Consider the following 24,370-nt stretch of genomic DNA (forward strand, 5'->3'; position numbering starts at 1 on the left):
CGTCCGGGTGGGTGACTTCCCGGCCGAAGGCTGCCGGGTGGGTGACTTCCCGGCCGAAGGCTGCCGGGTGGGTGACTTCCCGGCCGAAGGCTGCCGGGTGGGTGACTTCCCGGCCGAAGGCTGCCGGGTGGGGGTACCTCCCGGCCGAAGGCTGGGGGAGAGTGCATGACCGAGAGCGCGGAGGACCCGCCCGGCGCGAGGGCCTGGTCGACGCCGGCGCTGGCCGTGCTCGCCGCGGCCGCCGTGGCGCTGGTCACGGTCACCGGTCTCTTCCTCGGCGCGGTGTTCCTGCACGTGGCCCCGGCCAACTCGCTCTCCCGGGAGTACCGGGAGCAGGTCGACGGCGTGGTGTACCCGGAGTTCGAGCAGAACTGGAAGCTGTTCGCCCCCAACCCGCTCCAGCAGAACGTCAGCCTGGACGCCCGGGTCCGCACGGTCGTGGCCGGCGGCGCCACCCGGACCCACGACTGGGTCGGGCTGACCGCCCGCGACATCGCCGCGATCCGCGGCAACCCGGCGCCCAGCCACGCCGACCAGAACCTGCTGCGCCGGGCCTGGGACTTCTACGACGGCTCGCACAGTGCCCAGGACGACTCGCTGACCAACCCGCGCGGCAAGCTCGCCGAGCAGTACCTCAAGCGGATCGCGTTGCAGCGGATCGGCCGCGCTGCCGACGGCGAGCGGATCATGGAGATCGAGTTCCGGGTGACGACCGCCACCGTGCCGCCTCCGGTCTGGAGCGGGGAGGCCGCGCCGCCGGGACCGAAGGTCCGGGAACTGCCGTGGTGGCCGGTGAACGACGAGGACTACGGGGGGCTCGGGTGAACGAGACGGCGCCGGACCAGCTGCTGCCGGCGGTCCCCCAGCAGCCCGTGCCCGCCCCGGCACCGGCCCCGCGGCGGCCGGGCCCCGGTGTCGGCGCGCTGTGCGCGCGGGCCTTCGGCGCGTTCACCGGGCAGGTGCTCGGCCGCCACCAGGCGGCGGCGGTGCGGATCGGCTTCGGCCTGGTCTGGCTGGCCCACCTGCTCCGCGAGTGGCCCAACCGGCGGCTTCTGTACGGCGACACCTCACCCTGGTCGCTCGACCTCGCCGAGCGGCTGCTCGCCGACAACGGGGCGCTGACCGTGCTGCCCTGGTTCGGCGGGCGGCTCTGGTTCGAGCTGGTCTACCACCTGGCGGTGCTGGCCGCCGTCGCGGTCACGCTCGGCTGGCGGACCAGGGCGAGCAGCGTGCTGTTCCTCGTCACCGTGCTGTCGCTGCAGAACCGCAACGTCTTCCTCGGGGACGGCGGCGACAACGTCGTCCACCTGATGGCGGTCTACCTGGTCTTCACCCGCTGCGCCGAGGTCTGGTCGCTGGACGCCCGGCGCCGCGCGGCCGGCCCGGGCGGGGTGGTGCTCTGGGCGGTGCTCGGCGCGGTGCTGCTGGTCTGCCAGCTCGGCGGCTTCTCCGGGGAGAGCCTGACCTGGACTACCGCGGCCTTCCCGTACCTGGGCTGGTCCCCGGTGTTCTGGGGCCTCTGGGCGGTGGCCGGGCTCTGGTGGGCACTCGGACGGCTGCGGCCGGACGGCGAACCGCGGGCGGTACTGGACGCGCTGGCGACCATGGTGCACAACTGCGCGATGCTGGTGATCGCCGCCGAGGTGGTACTGATCTACGCGACGGCCGGCTGGTACAAGGTGCAGGGCTCGCGCTGGCAGGACGGCACCGCGCTCTACTACCCGCTGCACCTTGACTACTTCACGCCCTGGCCGTGGCTCTCCGGGCTGGTCGCCTCGGCCCTGCTTCCCGTCTTCCTGATCTCCTACGGCACGGTGATCCTCCAGGTGGCGTTCCCGTTCACGCTGGTCAGCCGGCGGGTCAAGAACGCGCTGCTGGTGGTGATGATGGCCGAGCACCTGGGGATCGCGGTGCTGCTCGGGCTGCCGGTGTTCTCGCTGGCGATGGTCGCGGCGGACGCGGTCTTCCTGCCGACGGCCGCGCTGCTCTGGGCGGCCGCGCGGATCGGGGGCGTGGGGGCGCGCGTCCGGGGCGTCCGGCTCCCGGAGGAGCCCCTCCCCTAAGCTGACCGGTATGTCCTGGTTCGCCGCACTCCGAGACACCGCGCGGACCGGACTGACGCTCGACCGGGCGCTCACCGACCCCAAACGGGCGGTCCGCGGCGCCGTCGCGGTCGCGCTGGTGCTCTTCCCGACACTGGCACTGGGCGGGCCGCGGCTCGCCACCTCGGCCGCGATGGGCGCCTTCATCGCCGGGACGGCCACCTTCCAGCGCAGCTTCCGGCCCCGGGCCTCGCTCGCCGTCGCGGCCGGGATCGGGCTCGGCACCAGTACCTTCCTCGGCTACCTGGCCGCCGGCGTGCCCGGCGCCTTCCCCGTGCTGCTCGCCGTCTGGGCCTTCGGCGCGGGGCTGGCCTGGGCGATCGGGCCCACCGCCGGGGTGGTCGCGGCCAACACCCTGGCGGTGATGCTGGTCGTGGTCCAGCTGCCGGTCAGCGTGCCGGCCGCGCTCGGCCACGGGCTGGTCTGCGCGCTCGGCGGCCTCGTCCAGGCGGTCGTCATCACGCTCTGGCCGATCGGCAGCTGGACCGCCCAGCGCGAGGCGCTCGCCGACACCTACGCCGAACTCGCCGACTACGCCCGCCGGCTGCGCCAGGACCCGACCGCGCACGTCGACCCGGCACCGTTCATGACGGCCCGGCACGCGGCCGCGCTGACCCCCTGGCAGGACCGCCACCGGCCGCCCGAGATGCGCGGCCTGCGCGGCCTCGCCGAACGGATCCGCCCCACCCTCGCCGCGCTCGCCGACCCCAAGGTCGGCGCCCCGGCGGAAGGCCCGGAACGCGACCGGGCGCGGGCCGTCCTGGCCGCCGCCGCCGAGGCCATGGACGCCCTCGCCAAGGCGATCCGCACCGGGGACCCGCTGCAGCTCTCCCCCAGCCTCCGGCCGGACGTGCCCCCACCGCTCCGAGCGGCCCTCACCCTGGCCGTCCCGGTCGAGGGCCCGGAGTTGCGGGGCGCCGCCCGGCGGGCCGCCCGCCGGCTGGCCGGGCTGCTGCGCAAGGCCGCCGACACCCTGGAACGCGGCGACGAGGACACCATCAGCACCCCCGTGGTCGGGGCCGGCGGGGCGCTGCGCAAACCGCCGCTCTCCCGGATGCTGCCGGTCGCCGTCCGCGCGGTGCGCCGCCAGCTCCAGCCGCACTCGGCCGTCTTCCAGCACGCCGTCCGGCTCACCGCGGTGGTCACCCTCGCCTACCTGCTCGCCCGGCTGGCCGGCTTCGAGCACGGCTACTGGGCGCCGATGACCGCCGCCATGGTGATGCGGCCCGACTTCGCGCAGACCTACAGCCGGGGCGTGGCCCGGCTGGCCGGGACGATGGTCGGCGTCGCCGTCTCCACCCTGGTGGTGCAGCTGGCCCACCCCGGGGGGAGGGTGCTGGCCGCGCTCGCGGTGTTCTGCATCGGCGTCGCGTACCTGACGCTGCGCACCGGCTATGCGCTGATGACGGTCGGAGTCTCCTCGTACGTGGTCTTCCTGCTCGGGCTGCAGGCCGGGAACCCGCTGGTCACCGCGGTGGAGCGGGTCGGGCTGACGCTGCTCGGCGGTTCGGTCGCGCTGCTCGTCTACGCGCTCTTCCCGACCTGGCAGACCGCCCGGCTCGGCGAACGGCTGGCCGAGTGGCTGGCCGCCGCCGGGCGGTACGCGGCCGCCGTGGTCGCCGTCTACGAGCACCCGGCGGCGCCGCGCGGGCGGGAGGTGAGGTCGGCCCTGCTGGACTCCCGGGAGGCCCGCTCCGAGCTGCTCCAGGCGATGCAGCGGGCCGACGCCGAACCCGGCCGGCACGCCTCCGGGCTGCCCGGGGTGAGCCGCCGTCAGCTCGACCGGGCCCGGGCCGCGGTCGGCCACCTGGGGCGGGTCGCCGTCCTGCTGGAGGCCCACCTGCCGGCCGCCGACGCCGAACCGGTGCCCGGGACGGCCGAGTTCGCGGAGGAGCTGCGGCTGGCCACCGCGCTGGCGGCGGGCGCGCTGCTCACCGGCCGGCCGGTGGAGTTCGGCGCGGTCCGGGAGGCGCACGCCCAGCTGGAGGAGCGCCTGGCCGGGGCGCCGCCCGGCGTGCAGCGGGACGTCGTCCGGTCCAGTACCCGGCTGCTGCTCCAGGCCTTGAAGGACCTGGAACGGGCACTGCGCGGGGGCGGCACGGCCACCCCGGCGCAGCGCGCGCAGGAGTCGACGGCCCGGTAGGGCGTGCCGGACGGTCACGGCGACGGTCAGGGCGACGGCCACGGCGACGGCCATGGCCAGGGCGGCGGACCCGGGCGGCTGCGGCCGCCGGACGGCGGGGTGGCAGAGTGAGCGGCATGAACGACGAGCTGGTGCGGGCCTGGCGGGCGGGCGCCCGGGCGCCCGGGACGGTGCTGCTGGACGGCTTCCACCCACTGAAGCACGCGCTGCGCTTCGGCGGGGACGTCCGGCAGGTGCTGACCGCCGACCGGGCGGCGCTGCTGGCGCTCGCCGCCGAGCTGGCCGAGGACGTGGTGCCCGCGCTGGACGGCCTGGCGGCCGAGGTGCCGGAGGCGGAGCTGCGGGAGCTCGCGCCGCGGCTGCACCCGACCGGCGTGATCGCGCTGGCCGCCCGGCCCACCGCCGGGGCGAACCTGGCCGCACTCGCCCGGCGGCCCCGGACGGCTCCGGTCGTGCTGCTGGAGAACCCGCGCAACCTGGGCAACGTCGGCGCGGTGATCCGCCTGGCGGCGGGCTTCGGCGCCACCGGTGTGGTGACCACCGGCGACCTGGACCCGTGGCACCCCACCGTCGTCCGGGGCAGCGCCGGCCTGCACTTCGCCACCGCCGTCGAGCGGCTGGCGCTGCCGGAGCTGCCGGCCGGCCCGCTCTACGTCCTGGACCCGGAGGGGGCCGACGTGCGGACGGTGTCCTTCCCGGACGACGCGCTGCTCGCCTTCGGCACCGAGCGGCACGGCGTCTCGGAGGAGCTGAAGGCGCGCGCCGACCGGCTGGTGGCGGTGCCGATGCAGCCCGGGGTCTCCAGCTTCAACCTGGCGACCAGCGTCGCGATGGGGCTCTTCCACTGGATGTCGGGGCGCCCGCCCGGTGCTCCCCTGCCGGGCGGACGCGTGGGCTAGCGGGCGGGCGGTTGGCCGGGGGCTGGTCGGCGGTCGTCGGCGGCGCCGGGGGCGAACCGGTCGGCTCCGGGGAAGGCGGGCACCCCGGGGGTCGCCGGCGGGGGCGGGAGCGGGGTGGCGCCGTCGATGTCGCGGCCCTTGCCGTTGACCAGGTGGTCCCAGGTGTCCTTGCCCGGCAGGCCGTCGGCCTCGGCGCCGCGCCAGCCCTGGGCGAGCTGGAACGCCTCGGTGGCCTTGCGGTCGCTCTCGCTCCAGCGCGGGCCGGGGCCCTCGGTGTAGAACCTTCCGCCGCCGCGCTGCACCAGCATCCGGCCGAGCTTGGTGACGTACGTGTTGTTCGCGCCCGGGCCGAACGCGTCGGCTCCGGGGAAGGCGGTCGACGAGGAGCCGTCGTTGCCGCTGCCTCCGCCGGAGAGCTCCCTGGAGCGGTACGGGACGTACGAGGCGGAGTTGGACCAGTACGCGTACGGGGTGTCCCGCTGGGTGGTGCCGGGGGAGGTCTGCTCGTAGGCCAGGTAGCGGGTGCGGGTGGAGTCCGTCCAGCCGCCGAAGACGGCGACGTGCGAGCCGGCCTGCGGGCTGGCCGGGTTGTTGAAGAGCAGGATGTCGCCGGGCTGGAGGTCGGCCTTGGTGATCCGGTCGGCGAAGTCGGGCAGGGTCCAGGTGGTCTGGCTGCTGCCCAGGCCCCAGGCCATCGAGACGAAGCCGGAGCAGTCCTGGCGGTAGCCGTCCGACCAGTAGCTGCTCATGCTGTACGGGACCTTCTGGTCGACCCAGCTCTGTGCCCGCTGGATGATCTGCGCCCGGGTGACCGGCACCGCGGTGGCGCGCGGGGCGGCGAACCCGCGGCCGTCGTCCCCGTAGGGGTCGCTGACCTCGCCCTGCGGGGTCCTGGGCGGTTGGGTGGCGCTGTTGCCGCCCGGGCTGGGGGTGGGGGTGGGGGCTGCAGCGGCGGATCCGGCCGCACCGCCGCCGAGCGCGGTGCCGACGGCGGCCATCAGCACGGCGGCGCGGCGGCGGGCGCTGCGGGACGCGGCATGGCCGCCCTCGTGGACAGGGGCGGCGTGCAGCCGGGCCCGGCGACGGGCGCTGCAGCCCCCGCATATGCAGTCGTCGTCCGGTTCGACCTCGTCGAACTGCAGCAACGGGGTCAGCTGGTCGGTACGGGTCATTCTCCGCCTCTTTCCCGGTCTGGCCCTGACGGCTCGACAGGGCCAGACCTTCCAGGCCGATGGCATGTGTCATCGGGACCAAACTCCCAAACCGGACGGGTGTTCGGCGCGGCGGGCTGGGCTGGGAGGGTGACGGCCGTTCGGCGGCCCCGGCGCGGCGCGGGCGGAAGAGGGACGGTAGTGCCGGGAGGGATCTGGCGGGCGGTCAGGCCGGCCGTGCGACGCCCGGTCAGGCGGCGGCCGGCGGGTTGGCGGGTGAGTACTCGGGATCGGTCCAGGTCAGCGGGGTGGCGTCGGCCAGTTCGAGGACGCCGGTGACGGTGAGGTCGACCACCCGCTCGGCGCCGGGCAGGCCGGCCGCGGCCTGCCCGGACCAGTCGGTCCGGGCCTCGCCGGTGAGCAGCAGTGCCCCGCCGGTCTCGAAGTCCGGCAGCAGCACGCCGGCGCGCGGGTCGAGCTCCAGGTTGCCGAGGGTCATGAACATGCTGTTGCCGGCGTATTCGGGCCAGCGCAGCCGGTCCGGTCCGAGCACCCTGAGGAAGCCGGGGTTGCCTCCCCGGTGCGAGGCGTCCACCCGGCCGTCCGGGCCGGCGGTGGCGACGAAGAAGGTGTCGGCGGTGGCCACGGCCAGCTGCTGGACGGTGGAGAGGACCGGCCCGGCGGCCACCGCGTGCGGGGTCCCGGCGGCCGGCTGCGCCAGCGGGCTGCGGCGCTGGATGTACTTCGGGCAGTTGGCGTAGACCTGGTCGGCGGTGACCACCAGGCCGCCCCGGCCGTCCGGCACGGAGCGGCCGTTGAGCCGCATCCGGCGCCGGCCGGCCGGATCCAGCGCGATGGTGCCGACCTCGGCCGGCCCGGCCAGTGCGGTGGCCAGCGGGTCGTCGTCGGCGGGACGGGCCGCCACCGTGAGGGTCCGGTCGTCGCGGGCGCGCAGGAAGCCTGGCCCGCCGGTGAGCTGGGTGGCCCAGAGCCGGCCGTCGGCGTCGGCGGCGCCGACCACCAGGAGCTGCCGCTCGGCCAGGAAGCGGGCGGCCACGGCCGGGATGGTGCTGCCGATCGCGCGGCCCGAGTGGTCGGCCCGGTCGCTGCGGCCGGCCCGGGCCTGCACCGCGCGCTCGCCCGGGTGGTAGGGCGTACTTCCGGTCATGGCGTGCCTCCTGTCCTGGCGGGGTGGTCGGTCCGTCCGGACCCGGGAGAAGCCGCTGGTCCGGACGGGTCCGGAAGACGTCGCAGGTACGGACGGATCTCGGAGAAGCCGCAGGTCCGCGCGGATCTAGAAGAAGCCGCAGGTCGGGGCGGACCCGGCGGGGGCGGCGGCCTCGGTCTCGTCCACGCCCTTCGGGGTGTAGATCTCCAGCCGGATGCCGTCCGGGTCGGTGAAGAAGATCCCGCCGGAGGCCGCGCCCTCGCGGTGCGGGACGACGCCCTCGTGGGCGAACTCGGCGCCCAGCTCGCGCAGCACCTGCTCGGCGGCGCGGACCTCGTCCAGCGAGTCGACCTGGAACGAGAGGTGGTGCAGGCCGGGTGCGGCGGTGGCGAAGGTGCCGGTGCTCTGCTGCCAGAGCGTGATCAGCAGCCGGCCGTCGCGGCCCAGGAAGGCGAAGCGGCGGTCCGGGTCGGTGCCCTCGTTGATCAGCTCCAGGCCGAGGGCGCGCCGGTAGAAGGCGACCGAGCGGTCCAGGTCGGTGACGTTCAGGCCCACGTGACCGGTCTGCAGGGTGCCGCTGCTGAGGGTGGTGCTGGACATGGCTGGTCACTCCCGTGGCTGGGACGTCCGCGGACGCCGATGTCTAACTGTTGTTATAGATATTAGTGGTTAGACAGTAGGGGCGTCAACCAGTGCTCGGGTATGAAGGGGTTAGATAGAGAAGGGGGTGGCGGTGTCATGACAAATGAGTAAGATGGCGGAGCGGAGGCCGGTCGCGCGGTGCGCGGTGGGCTACTCCCACTCCCAGCGGATGCCGACGTGGCCCGGCTGCTGGTCGGGGGCGAGCACGTGGGCGCTGGCGGAGGCGCCGATCCAGAGCTGCTCGCGGCGGCGGTCGACGTCCTCGCCCGGGGCGCGGTCGTAGCGCTCGCAGTGGACCGGGACGGCCGCCGGGTCGAAGTGCACCTGGAGCACGTACTCGCGGACCGGGATGGCGAAGCGGCGGCTGTACTCCAGGGTCGGGCCGCCGGGCGGGATCTCCACCTCGTACTCGAAGACCGTGCTGTCGCCCAGCGCGAGCGGCCGGTCGAGCATCAGCTCGCCGACCACCAGGCCGACCTCCGGGCGGCGGCGGACCCTGCCCAGCCGGCCGTGCCGGACCGAGGTGATCTCGGGGCAGCCGGTGGCCTCCTCGTCGGCCTTGTGCACGACCAGGCAGCGGGCCACCCCGCCGACGGTGGCGCGGACGACCTGGCGCATCCGCAGCAGGTTGCCGCGGCGCTCGGAGTCGACGTAGTACGAGTCGTGGATGGAGAGCCGCTCCAGCTCGCCGACCGGCGGGGCGTTCAGCTCGGTGAAGACGTCGGCGATCTCCTGCTCGCCCGGCCAGACGTCCTCCAGCCGCAGGTGCGCCGTGTTCGCGGCGGCGGCCCAGCGCCCGCGCGGACGGGGCGGGCCGAGCAGTGCGGAGAGGGTGGAGTGCGGCAGGCCGAGCAGCTCCTCCAGCAGGTGGACGGCGCGCAGTGAGCTGGCCCGCTCGGGCTGGCTGCGGCCGCGCCGCCAGTAACTCAGCGTGGTGACGCTGACCCTGACACCGCGTTGGGCGAGTGCGGCGCGGATCCGGTCCAGGCTCAGGCCGCTGGCCTCGATCGCCAGGTTCAGGGCGTCGGCGAAGCCCCCGGCGGGCGCGGGGCGGCCGGGGCCCGGCGCTGCGGTCGCGGGCGCCGGGGTCGCGGGTGCTGCGGTCATGGGTGCCGCGGCGGAGGGCGGGATCGGCGTGGTGGCGGGTGCGGGCGCGCCGGGGCGCGGGCCGACCAGCCGGAGCCGGGCGTCCTGGGGGTGTTGTGAGCCCATACGGTTACCTTCCCCAGCAGGCGGGTTCGGCGCGGCCGGTCCGGCGCCTAGGCGCGCCGTCAGCGGCTTCACCGAGCTGTGGGGAACCCTATGCACGGTCGAGAGGCTACGTCATCAGTCGTGCGTATGACAGTAGTCACGGGTGTTCGACAGCAAGGTTAGCGATCTCGAAACAGTGCGGAAACACACCGCCGGGGCGGTCCAGGTGCGGACCGCCCCGACGGGGTGGGGGCGAGACTGGTCAGGAGACGCTGAGAGCGGCGTCGTCCAGGACAAAGCTGGTCTTCAGCGAGGTGTCCTCGGTGCCGGTGAACTTGACCGTCACCGTCTGGCCGGCGAAGGCCGAGAGGTCGAAGGACTTCTGGACGAAGCCCGCGGCCGCGTTGGCGTTCGACAGGGTGGTCAGCGTGGTCGAGCCGGCCTGGACGGTCAGCTTGTCGTACGCGGTGGTGCCGGTCTCGGCGGTGTCGATGTGCACCCAGAACGAGAGGGTGGCCTTGCAGCCGGCCGGGATCGAGACGGTCTGCGACAGGGTGTCGGTGTGGGAGCTGCCGTAGCCGTCCAGCCAGGCCTTCCAGGAACCGGAGTGAGCGGCCTCACCGGTGCTGCTGTCGACCACGCCGCTGGACGCCGTCCACGGCGCGGCGGTGCCGGTCTCGAAGCCGCCGTTGCCGATCAGCTGGGTCGCGGTGCAGCCGCCGGACGGGGGCGGGGTGGTGCCGAGCAGCGCGGTGTTCAGGGCGTCCGCGATCGGGCTGCCCCAGCCGGTGACCTGGTCGTACCCGGCCTTGGTGGAGAAGTCCTGGTTCTTGCCGGTGGTCACGTCGTGGAACGTCGTGCCGTAGCTGCTGCTGTTGGCGACCGCGTACAGCTTCGGGCTCGCCTCGCCGAGGACGGGCTGACCGGCGGCCTTGGCCTTCTGGTTGAACTGGGCGGCGTAGCCGGACCAGAGCGGCGCGGCCGCGCTGGTGCCGCCGTACACCTGCCAGCCGCCGGCGGTGTAGATCGCGAAACCGCTGGCCGGGTCGGCGTTGGAGGAGACGTCCGGGACGGTGCGCATGGTGCCGGTCACGCCCGTGCCGGTCTGCCAGCTCGGCTTGGGGAAGACGGTGGAGACGCCGCCGCCGGCCGTGCTCCAGGCGCTCTCGGAGGAGTAGGCGCTGCCGGAGACCTTGAGGTTGGTGCCGCCGACGCCGGTCTGGTGCGGGCTGGACGCCGGGAAGTCGACCGCCTTGACGGAGGAGCCGCTGGTGGAGCGGGTGCAGTCGCGGGAGCCGTCGTCGCCGGAGGCCGAGAAGATCGAGATGCCCTGGGCGGCGGCCTGCTTGAACGAGTTGTCGACCGCCGTCATCGAGGAGGCGGTGGTGTCCGGCTCGCAGGAGCCCCACGAGATGGAGATGACCGAGACCCGGTTGTCCGCGACGATCTTGGCGGCCATGTCGATCTCGCCCTGGTCGCTGTTGGGCGCCTCGTAGACGAGCTGGGTCGCCTTGGGGGCGACACCGCGGACGATCTCGCTGTCCAGCTCGACCTCGCCCTGGCCCTCGCCGGGCTTGCTGTCGTAGTTGGCGCCGTCCACCGAGACCGTGGAGACGGCCGGGCCGGTCAGACCGTACTGGGAGTCGTACGTCTTCAGGTTGTTGGCGCTGTAGCCGTCGAACTCCCAGAGGGCGACGGTCACTCCGGTGCCGTCGGCGCCGGTCTTGTCGAGGTTGTAGGCGCCGTCGTACTGGCCCGGGCCGAAGCCGCTCGGGGCGGCGGTGGTCGCGTTGGGGGCGGCCGGCGTGCTGGAGGGCTTGATGTTGCGGGTCGTCCGGACGGTGTGGTTGTTCAGGCCGGATATGCCCTGCACCACGTCGGCCAGGTCCGCCGGGACGGACGCGGCCGCGTCGTTGGCGAAGAAGGTGCGCTGCTGCTGCGGGTCCAGGTAGGCGCTCTCGTGCGTGCCGAACGCCTTGGCGATCTGCTCGGCGGTGCCGTGCGCGTTGACCACCTGGCGGTTGTCGCTGACTCCCGAGACGGTCAGGCCCTGGGCGGCCAGGTACGACTTGACCTGCTCGACGCCGGCCTGGGTCGGGCCGAAGCGCTCGGTGAACTGCTGCGGCGTCAGGAACCGGCCGTACTCGGGCGTGCCCGGGGTGGCCACCGCGGTGAGGAAGCGGTCCAGCTCGGCGGTGTTGCGCAGCTTGAGGCTGATCGCGACGGTGAGCTGCTGCTCGGCGGGGACGTCGCCCTTCTTCTCCGAACGGGCCACCGCGGGGGTCACGGTGTTCGGCAGCGAGACGCGGGGCGCGGAGGCGTTGGGGTTCGGGGCAGCCTGCGCGGCGGTGACGCCGAGCGAGACGGCGGTCAGCGGCAGAACGGCAAGGGCCGCGGCGAGGGCAAGGGAGCGGGGGCGCACGGAATCCTCCTCTGGCCGGCGTGTGGGGGCCGGCAGGGGCCAGGGCGTCGCTGGGGTGAGACGCTGGCTAGAACATGTCAGAAGGGGTCCGGCAATTGGCTTATGGTCAAGCAATCCGTTGCTAAAAAACAGTCAACTGTGGAGAACCGAATGGAGACGGCTCCATACAGTTAATGGCGGGAATTCCGGTTCGGCCCCCGATCGGATCCCTGATTCCGACCGGACCGATTCCGGCCGGACGAATTCGGGACAGACCGGGCCGGACGAATTCGGGACAGACCGGGCCGGACGTAGAATCGGGTATCGGGCGCGACCGAGGGAGAACCGATGACGGACCGGAAAGCAGACCCGCGGGACCCGCGCCCGCTGATCGGCGAGCCGCTCTCGCTGGACCTGCTGAACACCCGCTGGAGGGGCACGCCGGTCAACGACCTGCTGGCCGGACCGGAGGGGCTCGGGATCTGGCTCGCCTCCGCCGGACTCGCCGCGCGCTGCCCGGCCGGGGACGCGGGGCTCGCCGCCCTGCGGCAGGCGCGGGAGGCGCTGGCGGCGGTCGTCCGCGACCTCGACGAACACGGTGCGCCGGGGGCGGAGGCGGTGGCCGGGCTGAACGAGGTGCTGCGGCACGGGCGGCTGCGGCGGGAGCTCGGGCCGCAGGGGCCGGCCGAGAGCGTCGAGGTGGACCGCCCGGAGTGGCTGGCGGCCTGGCTGGCGGCGGACGACCTGCTCGGCCTGCTCGGCCAGGGGACGCACCGGATCAAGAAGTGCGCGCACGAGGCCTGCATCCTGCACTTCTTCGACACGTCGCAGAACGGGCGGCGGCGGTGGTGCTCGATGGCGGTGTGCGGGAACCGGGCGAAGGCGGCGCGGCACTACGAGAAGGTGAAGGCCTGAGAAGGCCGGGGTGACGCGTGGCCCGGGTGCGGGCGTAGGGGCGGGGGCGCCCTTACGCCCGCGGGGCGGGGGTCAGGCGTCGGCGGGGGCGCCGAGCCACTGGGCGAGGGCGGTGCGGAGTTCGCCGCGGCCCGGGTCGACGGCGGCCCAGGCGGCGTAGCCGTCGGGGCGGATCAGCAGGACGGTGTCCCGCAGCTTGCCGTGCGGGTCGGCCGGGGCGGCGGTGACCACGCGGTCCGCCCACGGGGCCGCGGCGGACAGTTCGTCATTGCTGACCAGCACGAACTTCCCCGCGCGGAGCGCCTCGTAGAGCCGTTCGGGCGCGGCCGGCCCGCCCTCCTGGGGCTGCTCCAGGCCGGTGAGCCGAAGGTCCGGGACGCGCCGGCCGACCAGCGGGTGGGCGTCCTTGGGCGCGGCGTACTTGATGCCGATGCCGGAGACCATCTTCGCGCCGCGCTCGGCCACCACGTCGAGGTGCTCCGCGACGGTGGTGAGGGCGCCGCGCAGGGCGCGGGTGGGCGCGGAGTGCGCGAGGGCGAGCCTGACCAGTGCGCCGGAGCTGCGCAGCACCATCTTGCCGACCGGGTGCCGCTCGGTCTGGTAGGTGTCGAGCAGGGCGTCGGTGGCCCAGCCCTGGACGGCGGCGGTGAGCTTCCAGGAGAGGTTGGCGGCGTCCTGGAGGCCGGTGTTCATGCCCTGGCCGCCGGCCGGGGAGTGGCAGTGGGCGGCGTCGCCGGCCAGGAAGACCCGGCCGGAGCGGTAGTTGGGGGCCTGACGCTCGTCACTGTGGAAGGTGGACGACCACCGGGCGTCGTGCAGGCCGTAGTCCTCGCCGAGGGTGTCGCGGGTGATCTCGGCGATCCGCTCGAGCGAGGGCGGGGTGCCGTCGGGGTGCTGGTCGTGCCGGTCCCAGGCGATCACCCGGTGCCAGCCGTCACCGAACGGGGCCAGGAAGGCGAAGCCGTCCTCGGTGGCGCCGACGGTGATCACCTCGTCGGGGGCGCGCTCCAGCCGGACGTCGGCCAGCACCACGGAGTTGACCACGGATTCGCCGGGGAAGGGGATGCCGAGCAGGTCGCGGACGGTGGAGTGGACGCCGTCGGTGCCGACGGCGTAGCGGGCCCGGTGGGTGACGGGGGCGCCGTCCATGGGGGTCCCCCCGCCCGGAGCGTGGGGGAGCGTTTCGATCGTGACGCCCTCGGCGTCCTGGCGCAGCCCGGTGACCTCGGCGCCGCGCAGGATGGTCGCGCCGGCCTTCAGCGCGCGCTCCTGGAGCAGCCGTTCGGTGTTCGACTGCGGGGTGATCAGGACGAACGGGAACCGGGTCGGCAGGCTGCCGAGGTCGACCCGGAGCCGGTCGAAGAGCCGCAGCGAGCCGAGCGGGACGCCGGTGGCGATCAGCTCGTCGGCCAGGCCGCGGGCGTCCAGCATTTCGAGGGTGCGGGCGTGCACGGCGAAGGCCCGGGTGAGGTTCGATTCGCTGCCGCGCTTCTCCAGGACGGTGACCCGGACGCCGGCGGTGGCCAGGTCCCCGGCCAGCAGCAGCCCGGTCGGTCCGGCGCCGACGATCAGGACGTCGGTGACGGTCTGCTTGGCTGTCATGTGTCAGCTCCCCGTGATCGGACGATGGTTGGCCGCGGTCGGCGGCGTTCTCCCGGCTCCATCATCGCTGCCCGGGGTGGGGCTGTGAATCTCCGGGCCCCGGCGTCGTGCCGCCGGGGCCCGGAGGGGGTGACTCAGCTGTGGCGCCGGACCTCCACGGTGCGGAACCGGTTGGCGACGAACGCGCCGTCGCAGTAGGCGGAGTTGGCGGCCGGGTTGGCGCCGGTGCCGTGCAGGTCGGAGAAGGCGGCGGTCTGGTTGGCGTACACGCCGCCGGTGAGGTTGAGCGAGAGCGAGACGCCGGAGTCGAGCGCGGCCTCGACCAGGGCCGACTCCACCTCGGGCGAGGTGGTGTAGCCGGAGGCGGTCATCGCACCCTGGGTGCGGACCGTGTCACGCATCAACTCCACTGCGGCGGCGGTGGATTCGACCGCGACGGCGAAGGAGACCGGGCCGAAGCACTCGCTCCGGAAGACCGCCCGGTCGTCCGGCTTGTCGGCGTCCAGCTTGATCAGCGCCGGGGTGCGGACGGTCGCGGCGGGGAACTCGGGCGAGGTCACCACCCGCGGGGCGAGGGCGAGTTCGCCGTACTCGCCGCCGGCCGCGGCGACCGTGCGCTGGAGCACACCGGGATTGACCACGGCGCCGAGGAGGGCGGCGGCGCGGGCGTCGTCGGAGAGCAGGCCCTCGATGGCGGCGGCGAGGTCGGTCACCACGTCGTCGTAGGACTTGGCGCCCTGGTCGGTCTCGATGCCGGTGCGCGGGATCAGCAGGTTCTGCGGGGTGGTGCACATCTGGCCGCTGTAGAGCGAGAGCGAGAAGGCCAGGTTGTTCAGCATGCCCCGGTAGTCGTCGGTGGAGTCGACGACGACGGTGTTGACGCCGGCCTTCTCGGTGTAGACCTCGGCCTGCCGGGCGTTCTCCTCCAGCCAGTCGCCGAAGGCGGTGGAGCCGGTGTAGTCGATCAGCCTGATCTCGGGACGGACGGCGAGCGTCTGGGCGACGGTGCCGCCCTCGTGCTCGGCGGCCAGGCAGACCAGGTTGGGGTCGAACCCGGCCTCGGCGAGCACCTCGCGGGCGATCTTCACGGTCAGGGCGAGCGGCAGCATGGCGCGCGGGTGCGGCTTGACCAGCACCGGGTTGCCGGTGGCCAGCGAGGCGAACAGGCCGGGGAAGCCGTTCCAGGTGGGGAAGGTGTTGCAGCCGATCAGCAGCGCGAGACCGCGCGGGACGACGGTGAACTCCTTGGTCATGACCAGCGGGTCGCGCTTGCCCTGCGGCTTGGACCAGCCGGCCTGCCGCGGCAGCCGGGTCTGCTCGGCGTACGCGTAGGCCACCGCCTCCAGGCCGCGGTCCTGCGCGTGCGGGCCGCCGGCCTGGAAGGCCATGCCGTACGCCTGGCCGGTGGTGTGCATCACCGCGTGCGCGAACTCGTGCGAGCGGGCGTTGATCCGGGCCAGGATCTCCAGGCAGACGACGGCGCGGTCGAGCGGGGTGGCGGCGGCCCAGCCGGGCCGGGCGGCGGTCAGCGCGGCGATCAGCGCGTCCGGCTCGGCGTGCGGGTAGCCGATGCCCAGCTCGACGCCGTACGGGGAGGCCTCGCCGCCGACCAGGTCGCCGTCGGCGGGGTGGTGATCGAGGGAGAACGGGTTGTTCAGCAGGGCCTCGAAGGCGGCCTTGCCGTCCGCGGCCCCGCTCTCGCCGTAGGCCTTCGGGAACTCGGGGTAGGGCGACCAGTAGTCGCGCTTCGCGGCGGCGGCGAGCGCGGCGTCCAGGGTGGCCTGGTGGCGTTCGGCGAGCTCGGCGACGAGGGGGTGGGTGACCGCTGCGGACATGGTGTGCGCTCCTCAGAGGGGAGGACGGGACACGTCACAGAGTAACCGAACGATCGGTCGGCTCAAGAGGGTCCGTCCGACCGCAGTTCGCAGGCGCGGCCCGATCCCGGCGCGGGGCGGCTGCCGGACGCAGACGGGGGCGCGTCCGGAGTGGACGCGCCCCCGTAGGAGTCCTGAGCCCGCGGCCTACGGAATGCCCAGCTCGAAGATCACGTACCCGCCGTACCAGCCGGAGGCGAGCGCGCCGGTGCCGAGCACCGCGGCCAGCACCGGCCAGCTGAGCTTGCGCATCGCCACCGCCAGCGCGATGAGCAGCGGGAACGCCGGCAGCAGGTAGCGCGAGGTGTTGCCGAAGATGCCCAGGCTGCCGAGCACCGAGACGATCGTGGCCAGGGTGTACGCGGTCAGCACCAGCGGCGGGCGGAGCCGGACCAGCAGCACGATCAGCACCGGCAGCGTCAGCACGATCAGGGTGGCCAGCAGGTCGGTCACCGGCCAGGCGAACGGGTAGTCCGACCGGCCCAGCAGCACGCCGCGGATCGCCTCGAAGGTGCCGTGGCCGAAGTCGAAGTAGTGCAGCCAGGCATCGTGCTGGAGCTTGAAGTAGCCGCCCCAGTCGTCCGTCCGCCAGCCGACCCAGCCGACGTAGCCGAGCAGGCCGATCGGGGCCAGCAGCATCGCGGTCAGCGGGCGGGCGACGCCGCTCTCCCGCCGGTACAGCTCGACCAGCGCGGCCAGGCCGACGGCGCCGATCAGTGCCGCGGACGTCGGCCGGTTGAGTCCGGCGACCAGGGTGATCACGCCGGCGGCGATCCACTGCTTGGTCATCACGCAGTAGCAGGCCCAGGCGGCCAGCGCGACGAACAGGGAGTCCGAGTAGAGCGCCCACTCGGCGCCGGAGCCCGGGGCGATCGCCCAGAGCCCGGCCGCGATCACGCCGGCCCGCGGACCGGCCAGCTTGTCCACCACCGCGTAGATGCCGGCGGCGGCGAACAACGAGGCCACCACCGAGACCAGCATCCCGGCGCCGTACAGCCCGAGCCCGGTGCCGTCCGAGACCAGCCGCATCAGCCCCGGGTAGAGCGGGAAGAAGGCCGCCGAGTTCTGCTCGATGGTGAAGCCGGGGAGGCCGCCGGGGACCGGGACCAGGGCCGGGTGGTACCCGAACTGGGCGATCTGCTGGTACCACCAGCCGTCCCAGCTGGCCAGGACGTCCCAGGGGTTGGCGCCGCCGCCGAACCGGGGGTGCTTCTTGAGGTAGTCGCCGGAGAACGACAACAGCTTCATGAAGACGGTGAAGCCGAGCAGCTTGAGCACGGCGTAACACCAGACGGCCGGCCCGAACCGGAGGGCCAGGGCACGGGCGCGCTCGCGCAGGCCTGACTCCGGCGCGGATCCCGGGTCGTCGCTGCGCTGCTCGGGAACGTCGGAGGCGACTGCCGGTATTGCGCTCATGCCCCTACCTCGCTGCGCTCGCTCATCAGACTGGACCCCACCCTGCTGGCCTTGGACGATCGTCCGCCGAGTCTAGAACGTGCGGTCGCGGAGTTGGTGCGGACCAACCGGGAGCCGGCACGGACCACCCGACCCGATCACGTCCGGCGCAGCGGGGGCGGGGATACTCGGAGGATGGCCGATCACACCACGCGCACCGCCTACACCGTGGAGTCGCTGCTCGCGGTGACCGTCGACGTCTTCAACGAGCGTGGATACGACGGCACCTCGATGGAGGACCTGTCCCGGGCGGCTGGCATCTCCAAGTCCTCGATCTACCACCACGTGCGCGGCAAGGAGGAGCTGCTCCGGCTCGCCGTCGGGCGGGCGCTGGACGGGTTGTTCGGCATCCTCGCCGAGCCGGGTGCGGTCGGCGGCCCGGCGGTGGAGCGGCTGGAGCACGTGGTGCGGCGGACCGCGGAGGTGCTGCTGGCGGAGCTGCCGTACGTCACCCTGCTGCTGCGGGTGCGCGGCAACACGGCCACCGAGCAGTGGGCGCTGGAGCGGCGCCGGGAGTTCGACCACCAGGTCGCCGAGCTGCTGCGGGCGGCCGTCGCGGACGGTGCGCTGCGGGCGGACGTCGAGCCGCGGCTGGCCACCCGGCTGCTCTTCGGCATGATCAACTCGATCGTGGAGTGGTACCGGCCGGGTCTCAGGGCGGCCGACGGCGTCGCCGACGCGGTGGTCCACCTGGCCTTCGACGGGCTGCGGGCCCGGTAGGCCGGTTCAGTCCGGGGGGACCTGGTCCGTCTCCTCGAAGACCAGCATCGTGCGGGTGCCGAGCACCTGCGGGATGGACTGGATGCTGCCCAGCACCAGCTCCCGCAGCGCGTGGTTGTCGGCGGTGTGCACCAGCAGCAGCACGTCGAAGTCCCCGCCGACCAGGGCGATGTGCGCCACCCCGGGCAGCGCCAGCAGCTGCTCGCGGACCGTCCGCCAGGAGTTCTGCACGATCTTCAGGGTGACGTACGCGGATGCGCCCTGACCTGCCTTTTCGTGGTCGACGCGGGCGGTGAAGCCGCGGATGACGCCGTCCTCGACCATCCTGGATATCCGGGCGTACGCATTCGCCCGGGACACGTGCACCCGCTCGGCCACCGAGCGGATCGAGGCGCGACCGTCCTGCTGCAGCAGCCGCAGGATCGCCCGGTCGACACGGTCGAGCCTGGACGTCTGTTCAGTCGACATGACCCCCCACCCCTGCTGATTGGACGCAATGCCACCAGTCGACCGCCACCCGGGCCGATTGTCCAGCACCTTGTCACGCTTCTGGTCAAGATGAACAGACGACCGAACAATCGGTAGGGAGCCCCCGCCACCCCTGGAGGTGCCCGAGATGACCGTTCTCGACCACAGACACCACACGGCGGTGCCCGGCTGGCTGCCCGGGGCGACCGCCCCGCGCACCGACCCGGCGCCCCTGCTCCCGGACGCCTCGCCGGTCCGCGTGCTCGGCACTCCCGAGCTGGAGAAGTACGACCCCGCGCTGCTGCGCGAGCTCTACCGCCGCCTGGTGGTCGGCCGCCGCTACAACCAGCAGGCCACCACCCTGACCAAGCAGGGCCGGCTCGCCGTCTACCCGGCCTCCACCGGCCAGGAGGCCTGCCAGGTCGCCGCCGCGCTGGCGCTCGGCGAGCGCGACTGGCTCTTCCCCAGCTACCGCGACACCCTCGCGGTGGTCTCCCGCGGGGTCGACCCGCTGGAGGCGCTCACCCTGCTGCGCGGCAACGCCCACACCGGCTACGACCCGCGTGCCACCCGCACCGCCCCGCTCTGCACGCCGCTGGCCACCCAGGCCCCGCACGCCGTCGGGCTGGCGCACGCCGCGAGGCTCGCCGGCGAGCCGGTGGTCGCGCTGGCGCTGCTCGGCGACGGCGGCACCAGCGAGGGCGACTTCCACGAGGCGCTGAACTTCGCCGCGGTGCTCCGGGCGCCCGTCGTCTTCCTGGTGCAGAACAACGGATACGCGATCTCCGTCCCGCTCACCGCGCAGTCGGCCGCGCCGAGCCTGGCCCACAAGGCCGTCGGCTACGGCATGCCGGGCCGGCTGGTGGACGGCAACGACGCGCCCGCGGTGCACAGCGTGCTCGCCGAGGCGGTCGAGCGGGCCCGGACCGGCGGCGGCCCGACCCTGGTCGAGGCGCTCACCTACCGGATCGAGGCGCACACCAACGCCGACGACGCCACCCGCTACCGGGACGACACCGAGGTGACCGCCTGGCGGGAGCACGACCCGATCCTGCTGATGGAACGCCACCTGCGCGGACTCGGCGTCCTGGACGACTCCCTGGTGCAGGAGGCGGCCGACGAGGCGGAGGCACTGGCGGCCCGGATGCGGGCCGAGTTCCACACCGACGCAGAGCTGGACCCGATGGCCCTGTTCTCCCACGTCTACGCCGAGCCCACCCCGCAACTGCGGGAGCAGGCCGCCCAGTTGTCCGCCGAGCTGGCCGCCGAGGCCGAGGTGCACGACCGATGAACCAGACCGCCCACCCGACGCCCGCCGCCACCCTCGGCGGGGCCGCCGCGCGGCACTCCTCCGACGCCCCGCGCACGGCCACCATGGCGCAGGCGCTCAACGCGGCGCTGCGCGACTCCCTGCGCGAGGACCCGTCCGTACACGTGCTCGGCGAGGACGTCGGCGCGCTCGGCGGCGTCTTCCGGATCACCGACGGGCTGACCGCCGAGTTCGGACCGGACCGCTGTCTGGACACCCCGCTGGCCGAGGCGGGCATCCTCGGCACCGCGATCGGCATGGCGATGTACGGGCTGCGCCCGGTGGTGGAGATGCAGTTCGACGCCTTCGCCTACCCGGCGCTGGAGCAGCTCTTCTCGCACGTCGCCAAGATGCGCAACCGTACGGCCGGCAAGCTCCCGCTGCCGATCACCGTCCGGATCCCGTACGGCGGCGGGATCGGCGGCGTCGAGCACCACAGCGACGCCTCCGAGGCGTACTACACCGCCACCCCCGGCCTGCACGTGGTCACCCCGGCCACGGTGGCCGACGCGTACGGCCTGCTGCGGGCGTCGATCGCCTCCGACGACCCGGTGGTCTTCCTGGAGCCCAAGCGGCTCTACTGGGGCAAGACCGGGTTCGACCCGTCGGCGCCGGTCGAGCCGATCGGCCGGGCGGTGCTGCGGCGGACCGGGACGTCCGCGGTGCTGATCACCTACGGGCCCTCGCTGCCGGTCTGCCTGGAGGCGGCCGAGGCGGCGAAGGCCGAGGGCTGGGACCTCGCGGTGCTGGACCTGCGGACCCTGGTTCCGTTCGACGACGAGACGGTCTGCCGGGTGGTCCGCTCGCTCGGCCGCGCCGTCGTGGTGCACGAGGCGAGCGGCTTCGGCGGCACCGGCGCGGAGATCGCCGCCCGGGTCACCGAGCGCTGCTTCCACCACCTGGCCGCACCGGTGCTGCGGGTCACCGGCTTCGACATCCCGTACCCGCCGCCGATGCTGGAGCACCACCACCTGCCCGGGGTGGACCGGATCCTGGACGCGGTCGCCCGGCTGCAGTGGGAGGACTGAGGATGATGCCCGTCGTGCGCGAGTTCACCCTGCCCGACCTCGGTGAGGGACTCACCGGGGCGGAGGTGGTGCGCTGGATGGTCGAGGTCGGCGACGTCATCGCGGTCGACCAGCCGGTCGTGGAGGTGGAGACCGCCAAGGCCGTGGTCGAGGTGCCCTGCCCGTACGGCGGGGTGGTCACCGCCCGGTACGGAGAGCCGGGCGAGGAGGTGGCGGTCGGCGCGCCGCTGGTGACGGTCGCGGTGGCGCCTGCGGAGGGGCCCGCGGAGGGCCTCGGGGCGGCCGGACGGCCGGTCACCGCGGAGGTGGAGCGGCCGCTGGTCGGGTACGGCGTCGCCGAGCCGGACCGGGGCGGCCGGCGGCGGCGGGTGGGGGTGCCGACGGCTCCTGCTCCCGTTGCCGTGGCTGTGGCCGCTCCGGCGGCTCCCGTGGCCCCGGTGGCTCCCCCGGCTTCGGTGGCCCCGGTGGCTGCCCTGGCTCCGGTGGTCGTGCCGGTGATCTCGCCGCTGGTGCGGCGGGCGGCCCGGGAGCACGGGATCGACCTGGCGGCGCTCACCGGCAGCGGCCCGGACGGGCTGATCATGCGTGCGGACGTCGAACGGGCGGCCGCGGCGAAGTCGCTGCCCGCTCCGGCCGCCGCGCCGGGCTCCACGGCCACGGCGGCGGCCGCGGACGGTGTCGTCCCGCTGCGCGGACTGCGTCGGGCGGTGGCCGAGAAGCTCACCCGCAGCCACCGCGAGATCCCCGCGGCCACCTGCTGGGTCGACGCCGACGCCACCGAACTGATGGCACTGCGGCGGCAGTTGAACGCCACCCCGAGGCCGAAGGTGAGCGTGCTGGCGCTGCTGGCCCGGATCTGCACGGTCGCGCTGGCGCGCTTCCCCGAGCTCAACTCCAGTGTGACGGAGGATGGTTCGGGCATCCTGCGACACTCGGCGGTGCACCTGGGCTTCGCCGCGCAGGGCGAGCGCGGCCTGGTCGTCCCCGTGGTGCGGGACGCCCAGCAGCTCTCCACCGAGCAACTCGGCGCCGAGCTCGGCCGGTTGACCGAGGCGGCCCGCGTCGGCTCGCTGACGCCGGCCGAACTCACCGGCGGGACGTTCACGTTGAACAACTACGGGGTGTTCGGCGTGGACGGTTCGACCCCGATCCTCAACCACCCCGAGGCGGCGATGCTCGGCGTCGGCCGGATCGTCGCCAAACCCTGGGTCCACCAGGGTGAGTTGGCGGTGCGCGAGGTGACGCAGCTGTCGTTCACCTTCGACCACCGGGTCTGCGACGGCGGCACGGCGGGCGGGTTCCTGCGGTTCGTCGCGGACTGCGTGGAGCAGCCGGGGATGCTGCTGCGACAGCTGTGACCTGCGGGTGATCGCCTTGCGTGGCCGCGCCGCCACGCAAGGCGACCGCAGATCGACTGAGAGTAGCGCGTGCGGAGGGCGGGTGTCCGGGCTTCGCGCGATTTGTCGGATGAGCACTTCGGGCGTGCCACGCTGCCTGGGCGTCAGCAGAGACAAGCCAGGTGGTGGCGCAGGCCGGCCGGAGGCGAAACGATTCTCTTGGGTACTCGAAACGCTGCGGTGAAGTCCCGCAGAACATTTCTGGTCCGTAGCGGGCACGGTTCGGCGGGCGTCGCGGCCGTACCCGGGATGCCGGGCGTCGCGGCTCCGGGCGCCACGCCGGGCGCCCTGCCCGACGTCACGCCGGACAGCGTGCCGGAGCCCGTGGCGGACCTCGCGTCGCTCGGCGCTCCGGGCGTCGCGGCTCCGGCCGTCACGCCGGTGGCCGCTCCCGGCGTCGGGGCGGACGCCACGATGGTGCTCCCGCCGATGCCGCTGGACCCGCCGGACCTGCCGCCGGTGTCGGCGCCGGCCGCCGTCCTCGCACCGGTGGCCGCCGCCCTGCCGATCCCCGACCCGCCGGCCCGGCCGCCCGCCGTTCCGGCGCCGTCCACGCCCGCAGGGCCGCCCGCCCCCGTGGTCGAGCCGCTGTTCGCCCACGCGCCCGGCCTCAACTGGGCCGGTCCGGGCGACCTCCCCCAGCCTCCGGCCGAGGGGACCCCGATGAGCCGGGCCTGGGCACTGCAGACCCTCGGTGACGCCCGCCCGGTGCAGGTCGCCGCGCCCGCGCCCGACCTCCGCACCGCCGCCGAACAGCCGCCCACCGCCCGGGACATCGAGCTGATCCGGACCAGCCTGGCGGTGGTCGAGCCGGTCGCCGACCGGGCCACCGCGCACTTCTACGCGCTGATCTTCCTGCACCACCCCGAGATCCGCGCGCTCTTCCCGGCCGCCATGGACGTCCAGCGGGACCGCCTCTTCCGCGCCCTGCTGATGGCCGCCCGCAGCGCCGGTGACCCGGAGGGCCTGCGCACCTACCTGAGCGCGCTCGGCCGCGGCCACCGCCGGTACGGGACGCTGACCGGCCACTACGGCCCGGTGGGCGAGTGCCTGGTGCAGGCGCTGGCCCGGTACGCGGGCAGCCGCTGGGACGCCGAGACCGAGCTGGCCTGGCGCCGGGTGTACCGGCTGGTCTCCTCGATCATGATCGACGCCGCCGAGGAGGACGCCCGTACCTCGCCGCCGTGGTGGCAGGGCGAGGTGGTCGCCCACGAGCTCCGCACCCGGGACGTCGCGGTGCTCACCGTCCGCCCCGACCAGGCCTATCCGTACCGCGCCGGGCAGTACGCCGGCCTGGAGACGCCCTGGTGGCCGAGGGTCTGGCGGCACTTCTCGTTCGCCTCCGCGCCCCGGCCGGACGGCCTGCTGACCTTCCACGTGAAGGCCGTCCAGGCGGGCTGGGTGAGCAACGCGCTCGTCCACCGGGCCGCGCCGGGGGACGTCCTGCGGCTGGGCCCGGCGGCCGGCGCGATGACCGTCGACCACGCGGCCGGCGCGGACCTACTCTGTCTGGGCGGCGGCACCGGCATCGCGCCGATCCGGGCGCTGGTGGAGGAGGTGGCCGCGCACGGCGCGGCCGGCCGTTCGGTGGAGGTCTTCTACGGCGCCCGGCAGGCCGGGGAGCTGTACGAGCTGGAGGCGCTGCGCGAGCTGGCCGGGCGCCACCCGTGGCTCTCGGTGCGCCCGGTGCTGTCCGGACCCGGCGCCTCGGGCAGCGGGGCGCTGACCGGTGAACTGCCCGAGGTGGTCGGCCGGTTCGGACCATGGGCCGGCCGGGAGGCGTACCTCAGCGGGCCGGCCGCGATGGTCCGGCGCGGGGTCGGCGTGCTGCTGCGGGCCGGGGTGACGGCGGACCGGATCCGGCACGACCTGGTGGGGGACCTCGCAGCGGGCTGACCGGTGCGC

General features: G+C 74.2%; 19 protein-coding genes. 10 read left to right on the forward strand and 9 right to left on the reverse strand.

Going from position 1 to position 24,370, the window contains the following annotated elements; all coding sequences use genetic code 11:
- Positions 1-165: 165 nt before the first annotated feature.
- The 4 genes from ACZ3YO_RS13610 (at position 166) to ACZ3YO_RS13625 (ending at position 5,144) form a co-directional block, all read left to right on the forward strand.
- Positions 166-825 carry a DUF5819 family protein gene (locus tag ACZ3YO_RS13610; protein ID WP_465568898.1) on the forward strand — a complete coding sequence of 220 codons (660 nt, stop codon included), beginning with the start codon at positions 166-168 and terminating at the stop codon, positions 823-825.
- Positions 822-2,063, forward strand: a complete 1,242-nt coding sequence (locus ACZ3YO_RS13615; protein WP_465568900.1) for an HTTM domain-containing protein — start codon at positions 822-824, stop codon at positions 2,061-2,063. The genes ACZ3YO_RS13610 and ACZ3YO_RS13615 overlap by 4 nt, the downstream gene beginning before the upstream one ends.
- A 10-nt stretch (positions 2,064-2,073) precedes the next feature.
- Entirely contained in the window at positions 2,074-4,245 is a 2,172-nt protein-coding gene (locus ACZ3YO_RS13620; RefSeq protein ID WP_465568902.1) for an FUSC family protein, read from the forward strand.
- Between the two features lie 116 nt (positions 4,246-4,361).
- Positions 4,362-5,144, forward strand: coding sequence for a TrmH family RNA methyltransferase (locus ACZ3YO_RS13625; protein ID WP_465568904.1), 783 nt, complete (start codon positions 4,362-4,364; stop codon positions 5,142-5,144).
- On the opposite strand, the gene ACZ3YO_RS13630 is transcribed toward ACZ3YO_RS13625, so the two are convergent.
- The 5 genes from ACZ3YO_RS13630 to ACZ3YO_RS13650 form a co-directional block, all read right to left on the reverse strand.
- Complete coding sequence (locus ACZ3YO_RS13630; protein WP_465568906.1) at positions 5,141-6,316, reverse strand: peptidoglycan-binding protein; 1,176 nt, start codon at positions 6,314-6,316, stop codon at positions 5,141-5,143. The genes ACZ3YO_RS13625 and ACZ3YO_RS13630 overlap by 4 nt on opposite strands.
- A 229-nt stretch (positions 6,317-6,545) precedes the next feature.
- Positions 6,546-7,463, reverse strand: a complete 918-nt coding sequence (locus ACZ3YO_RS13635) for a pyridoxamine 5'-phosphate oxidase family protein (protein ID WP_465568908.1) — start codon at positions 7,461-7,463, stop codon at positions 6,546-6,548.
- Between the two features lie 126 nt (positions 7,464-7,589).
- Positions 7,590-8,063: a VOC family protein gene (locus ACZ3YO_RS13640; protein WP_465568910.1), complete on the reverse strand. Its 474-nt coding sequence runs from the start codon at positions 8,061-8,063 to the stop codon at positions 7,590-7,592.
- A 192-nt stretch (positions 8,064-8,255) separates the two neighbouring features.
- Positions 8,256-9,317, reverse strand: a complete 1,062-nt coding sequence (locus tag ACZ3YO_RS13645; RefSeq protein ID WP_465568912.1) for an XRE family transcriptional regulator — start codon at positions 9,315-9,317, stop codon at positions 8,256-8,258.
- Between the two features lie 241 nt (positions 9,318-9,558).
- Positions 9,559-11,718 (reverse strand): S53 family peptidase, encoded by a 2,160-nt coding sequence (locus ACZ3YO_RS13650; protein WP_465568914.1) that lies wholly within the window; start codon positions 11,716-11,718, stop codon positions 9,559-9,561.
- A gap of 327 nt (positions 11,719-12,045) precedes the next feature.
- Here ACZ3YO_RS13650 and ACZ3YO_RS13655 point away from each other — a divergent pair, with 327 nt between their 5' ends.
- Positions 12,046-12,612, forward strand: coding sequence for a CGNR zinc finger domain-containing protein (locus ACZ3YO_RS13655; RefSeq protein ID WP_465568916.1), 567 nt, complete (start codon positions 12,046-12,048; stop codon positions 12,610-12,612).
- Positions 12,613-12,684: 72 nt separating this feature from the next.
- Here ACZ3YO_RS13655 and ACZ3YO_RS13660 read toward each other — a convergent pair whose 3' ends face one another.
- The 3 genes from ACZ3YO_RS13660 to ACZ3YO_RS13670 form a co-directional block, all read right to left on the reverse strand.
- Positions 12,685-14,214 carry an FAD-dependent monooxygenase gene (locus tag ACZ3YO_RS13660; RefSeq protein WP_465568918.1) on the reverse strand — a complete coding sequence of 510 codons (1,530 nt, stop codon included), beginning with the start codon at positions 14,212-14,214 and terminating at the stop codon, positions 12,685-12,687.
- A 134-nt stretch (positions 14,215-14,348) separates the two neighbouring features.
- Entirely contained in the window at positions 14,349-16,049 is a 1,701-nt protein-coding gene (gene paaN, locus ACZ3YO_RS13665; protein ID WP_465568920.1) for a phenylacetic acid degradation protein PaaN, read from the reverse strand.
- 186 nt (positions 16,050-16,235) lie between these two features.
- Positions 16,236-17,504 (reverse strand): hypothetical protein, encoded by a 1,269-nt coding sequence (locus ACZ3YO_RS13670; protein ID WP_465568922.1) that lies wholly within the window; start codon positions 17,502-17,504, stop codon positions 16,236-16,238.
- 174 nt (positions 17,505-17,678) lie between these two features.
- Between ACZ3YO_RS13670 and ACZ3YO_RS13675 the strand changes: the two genes are divergently transcribed.
- A complete protein-coding gene (locus ACZ3YO_RS13675) occupies positions 17,679-18,263 on the forward strand; it encodes a TetR/AcrR family transcriptional regulator (protein WP_465549113.1) in 585 nt (194 codons plus the stop codon).
- 6 nt (positions 18,264-18,269) lie between these two features.
- On the opposite strand, the gene ACZ3YO_RS13680 is transcribed toward ACZ3YO_RS13675, so the two are convergent.
- Positions 18,270-18,731 (reverse strand): Lrp/AsnC family transcriptional regulator, encoded by a 462-nt coding sequence (locus ACZ3YO_RS13680; protein ID WP_396322944.1) that lies wholly within the window; start codon positions 18,729-18,731, stop codon positions 18,270-18,272.
- A 148-nt stretch (positions 18,732-18,879) separates the two neighbouring features.
- Between ACZ3YO_RS13680 and pdhA the strand changes: the two genes are divergently transcribed.
- The 4 genes from pdhA to ACZ3YO_RS13700 all read left to right on the forward strand — a co-directional run bounded on the left by pdhA (position 18,880) and on the right by ACZ3YO_RS13700 (position 24,361).
- Positions 18,880-20,022 (forward strand): pyruvate dehydrogenase (acetyl-transferring) E1 component subunit alpha, encoded by a 1,143-nt coding sequence (pdhA, locus tag ACZ3YO_RS13685; protein ID WP_396322943.1) that lies wholly within the window; start codon positions 18,880-18,882, stop codon positions 20,020-20,022.
- Positions 20,023-20,105: 83 nt separating this feature from the next.
- Positions 20,106-21,068, forward strand: a complete 963-nt coding sequence (locus tag ACZ3YO_RS13690; RefSeq protein WP_396323000.1) for an alpha-ketoacid dehydrogenase subunit beta — start codon at positions 20,106-20,108, stop codon at positions 21,066-21,068.
- Positions 21,069-21,073: 5 nt separating this feature from the next.
- Complete coding sequence (locus ACZ3YO_RS13695) at positions 21,074-22,426, forward strand: dihydrolipoamide acetyltransferase family protein (protein ID WP_465569298.1); 1,353 nt, start codon at positions 21,074-21,076, stop codon at positions 22,424-22,426.
- 219 nt (positions 22,427-22,645) lie between these two features.
- A complete protein-coding gene (locus ACZ3YO_RS13700) occupies positions 22,646-24,361 on the forward strand; it encodes a globin domain-containing protein (RefSeq protein WP_465568924.1) in 1,716 nt (571 codons plus the stop codon).
- The last annotated feature ends 9 nt before the right edge of the window (positions 24,362-24,370 follow it).

It is taken from the genome of Kitasatospora sp. NPDC022785 (genome assembly GCF_055561295.1).

Excerpts from the sequence above, each read along its gene's own strand:
- ACZ3YO_RS13610 (WP_465568898.1), top strand. The coding sequence starts at position 166 with ATGACCGAGAGCGCGGAGGACCCGCCCGGCGCGAGGGCCTGGTCGACG.
- ACZ3YO_RS13620 (WP_465568902.1), top strand. The coding sequence starts at position 2,074 with ATGTCCTGGTTCGCCGCACTCCGAGACACCGCGCGGACCGGACTGACG.
- ACZ3YO_RS13625 (WP_465568904.1), top strand. The coding sequence starts at position 4,362 with ATGAACGACGAGCTGGTGCGGGCCTGGCGGGCGGGCGCCCGGGCGCCC.
- ACZ3YO_RS13630 (WP_465568906.1), bottom strand. The coding sequence starts at position 6,316 with ATGACCCGTACCGACCAGCTGACCCCGTTGCTGCAGTTCGACGAGGTC.
- ACZ3YO_RS13635 (WP_465568908.1), bottom strand. The coding sequence starts at position 7,463 with ATGACCGGAAGTACGCCCTACCACCCGGGCGAGCGCGCGGTGCAGGCC.
- ACZ3YO_RS13640 (WP_465568910.1), bottom strand. The coding sequence starts at position 8,063 with ATGTCCAGCACCACCCTCAGCAGCGGCACCCTGCAGACCGGTCACGTG.
- ACZ3YO_RS13645 (WP_465568912.1), bottom strand. The coding sequence starts at position 9,317 with ATGGGCTCACAACACCCCCAGGACGCCCGGCTCCGGCTGGTCGGCCCG.
- ACZ3YO_RS13655 (WP_465568916.1), top strand. The coding sequence starts at position 12,046 with ATGACGGACCGGAAAGCAGACCCGCGGGACCCGCGCCCGCTGATCGGC.
- ACZ3YO_RS13660 (WP_465568918.1), bottom strand. The coding sequence starts at position 14,214 with ATGACAGCCAAGCAGACCGTCACCGACGTCCTGATCGTCGGCGCCGGA.
- paaN (WP_465568920.1), bottom strand. The coding sequence starts at position 16,049 with ATGTCCGCAGCGGTCACCCACCCCCTCGTCGCCGAGCTCGCCGAACGC.
- ACZ3YO_RS13670 (WP_465568922.1), bottom strand. The coding sequence starts at position 17,504 with ATGAGCGCAATACCGGCAGTCGCCTCCGACGTTCCCGAGCAGCGCAGC.
- ACZ3YO_RS13675 (WP_465549113.1), top strand. The coding sequence starts at position 17,679 with ATGGCCGATCACACCACGCGCACCGCCTACACCGTGGAGTCGCTGCTC.
- ACZ3YO_RS13680 (WP_396322944.1), bottom strand. The coding sequence starts at position 18,731 with ATGTCGACTGAACAGACGTCCAGGCTCGACCGTGTCGACCGGGCGATC.
- pdhA (WP_396322943.1), top strand. The coding sequence starts at position 18,880 with ATGACCGTTCTCGACCACAGACACCACACGGCGGTGCCCGGCTGGCTG.
- ACZ3YO_RS13690 (WP_396323000.1), top strand. The coding sequence starts at position 20,106 with ATGGCGCAGGCGCTCAACGCGGCGCTGCGCGACTCCCTGCGCGAGGAC.
- ACZ3YO_RS13695 (WP_465569298.1), top strand. The coding sequence starts at position 21,074 with ATGCCCGTCGTGCGCGAGTTCACCCTGCCCGACCTCGGTGAGGGACTC.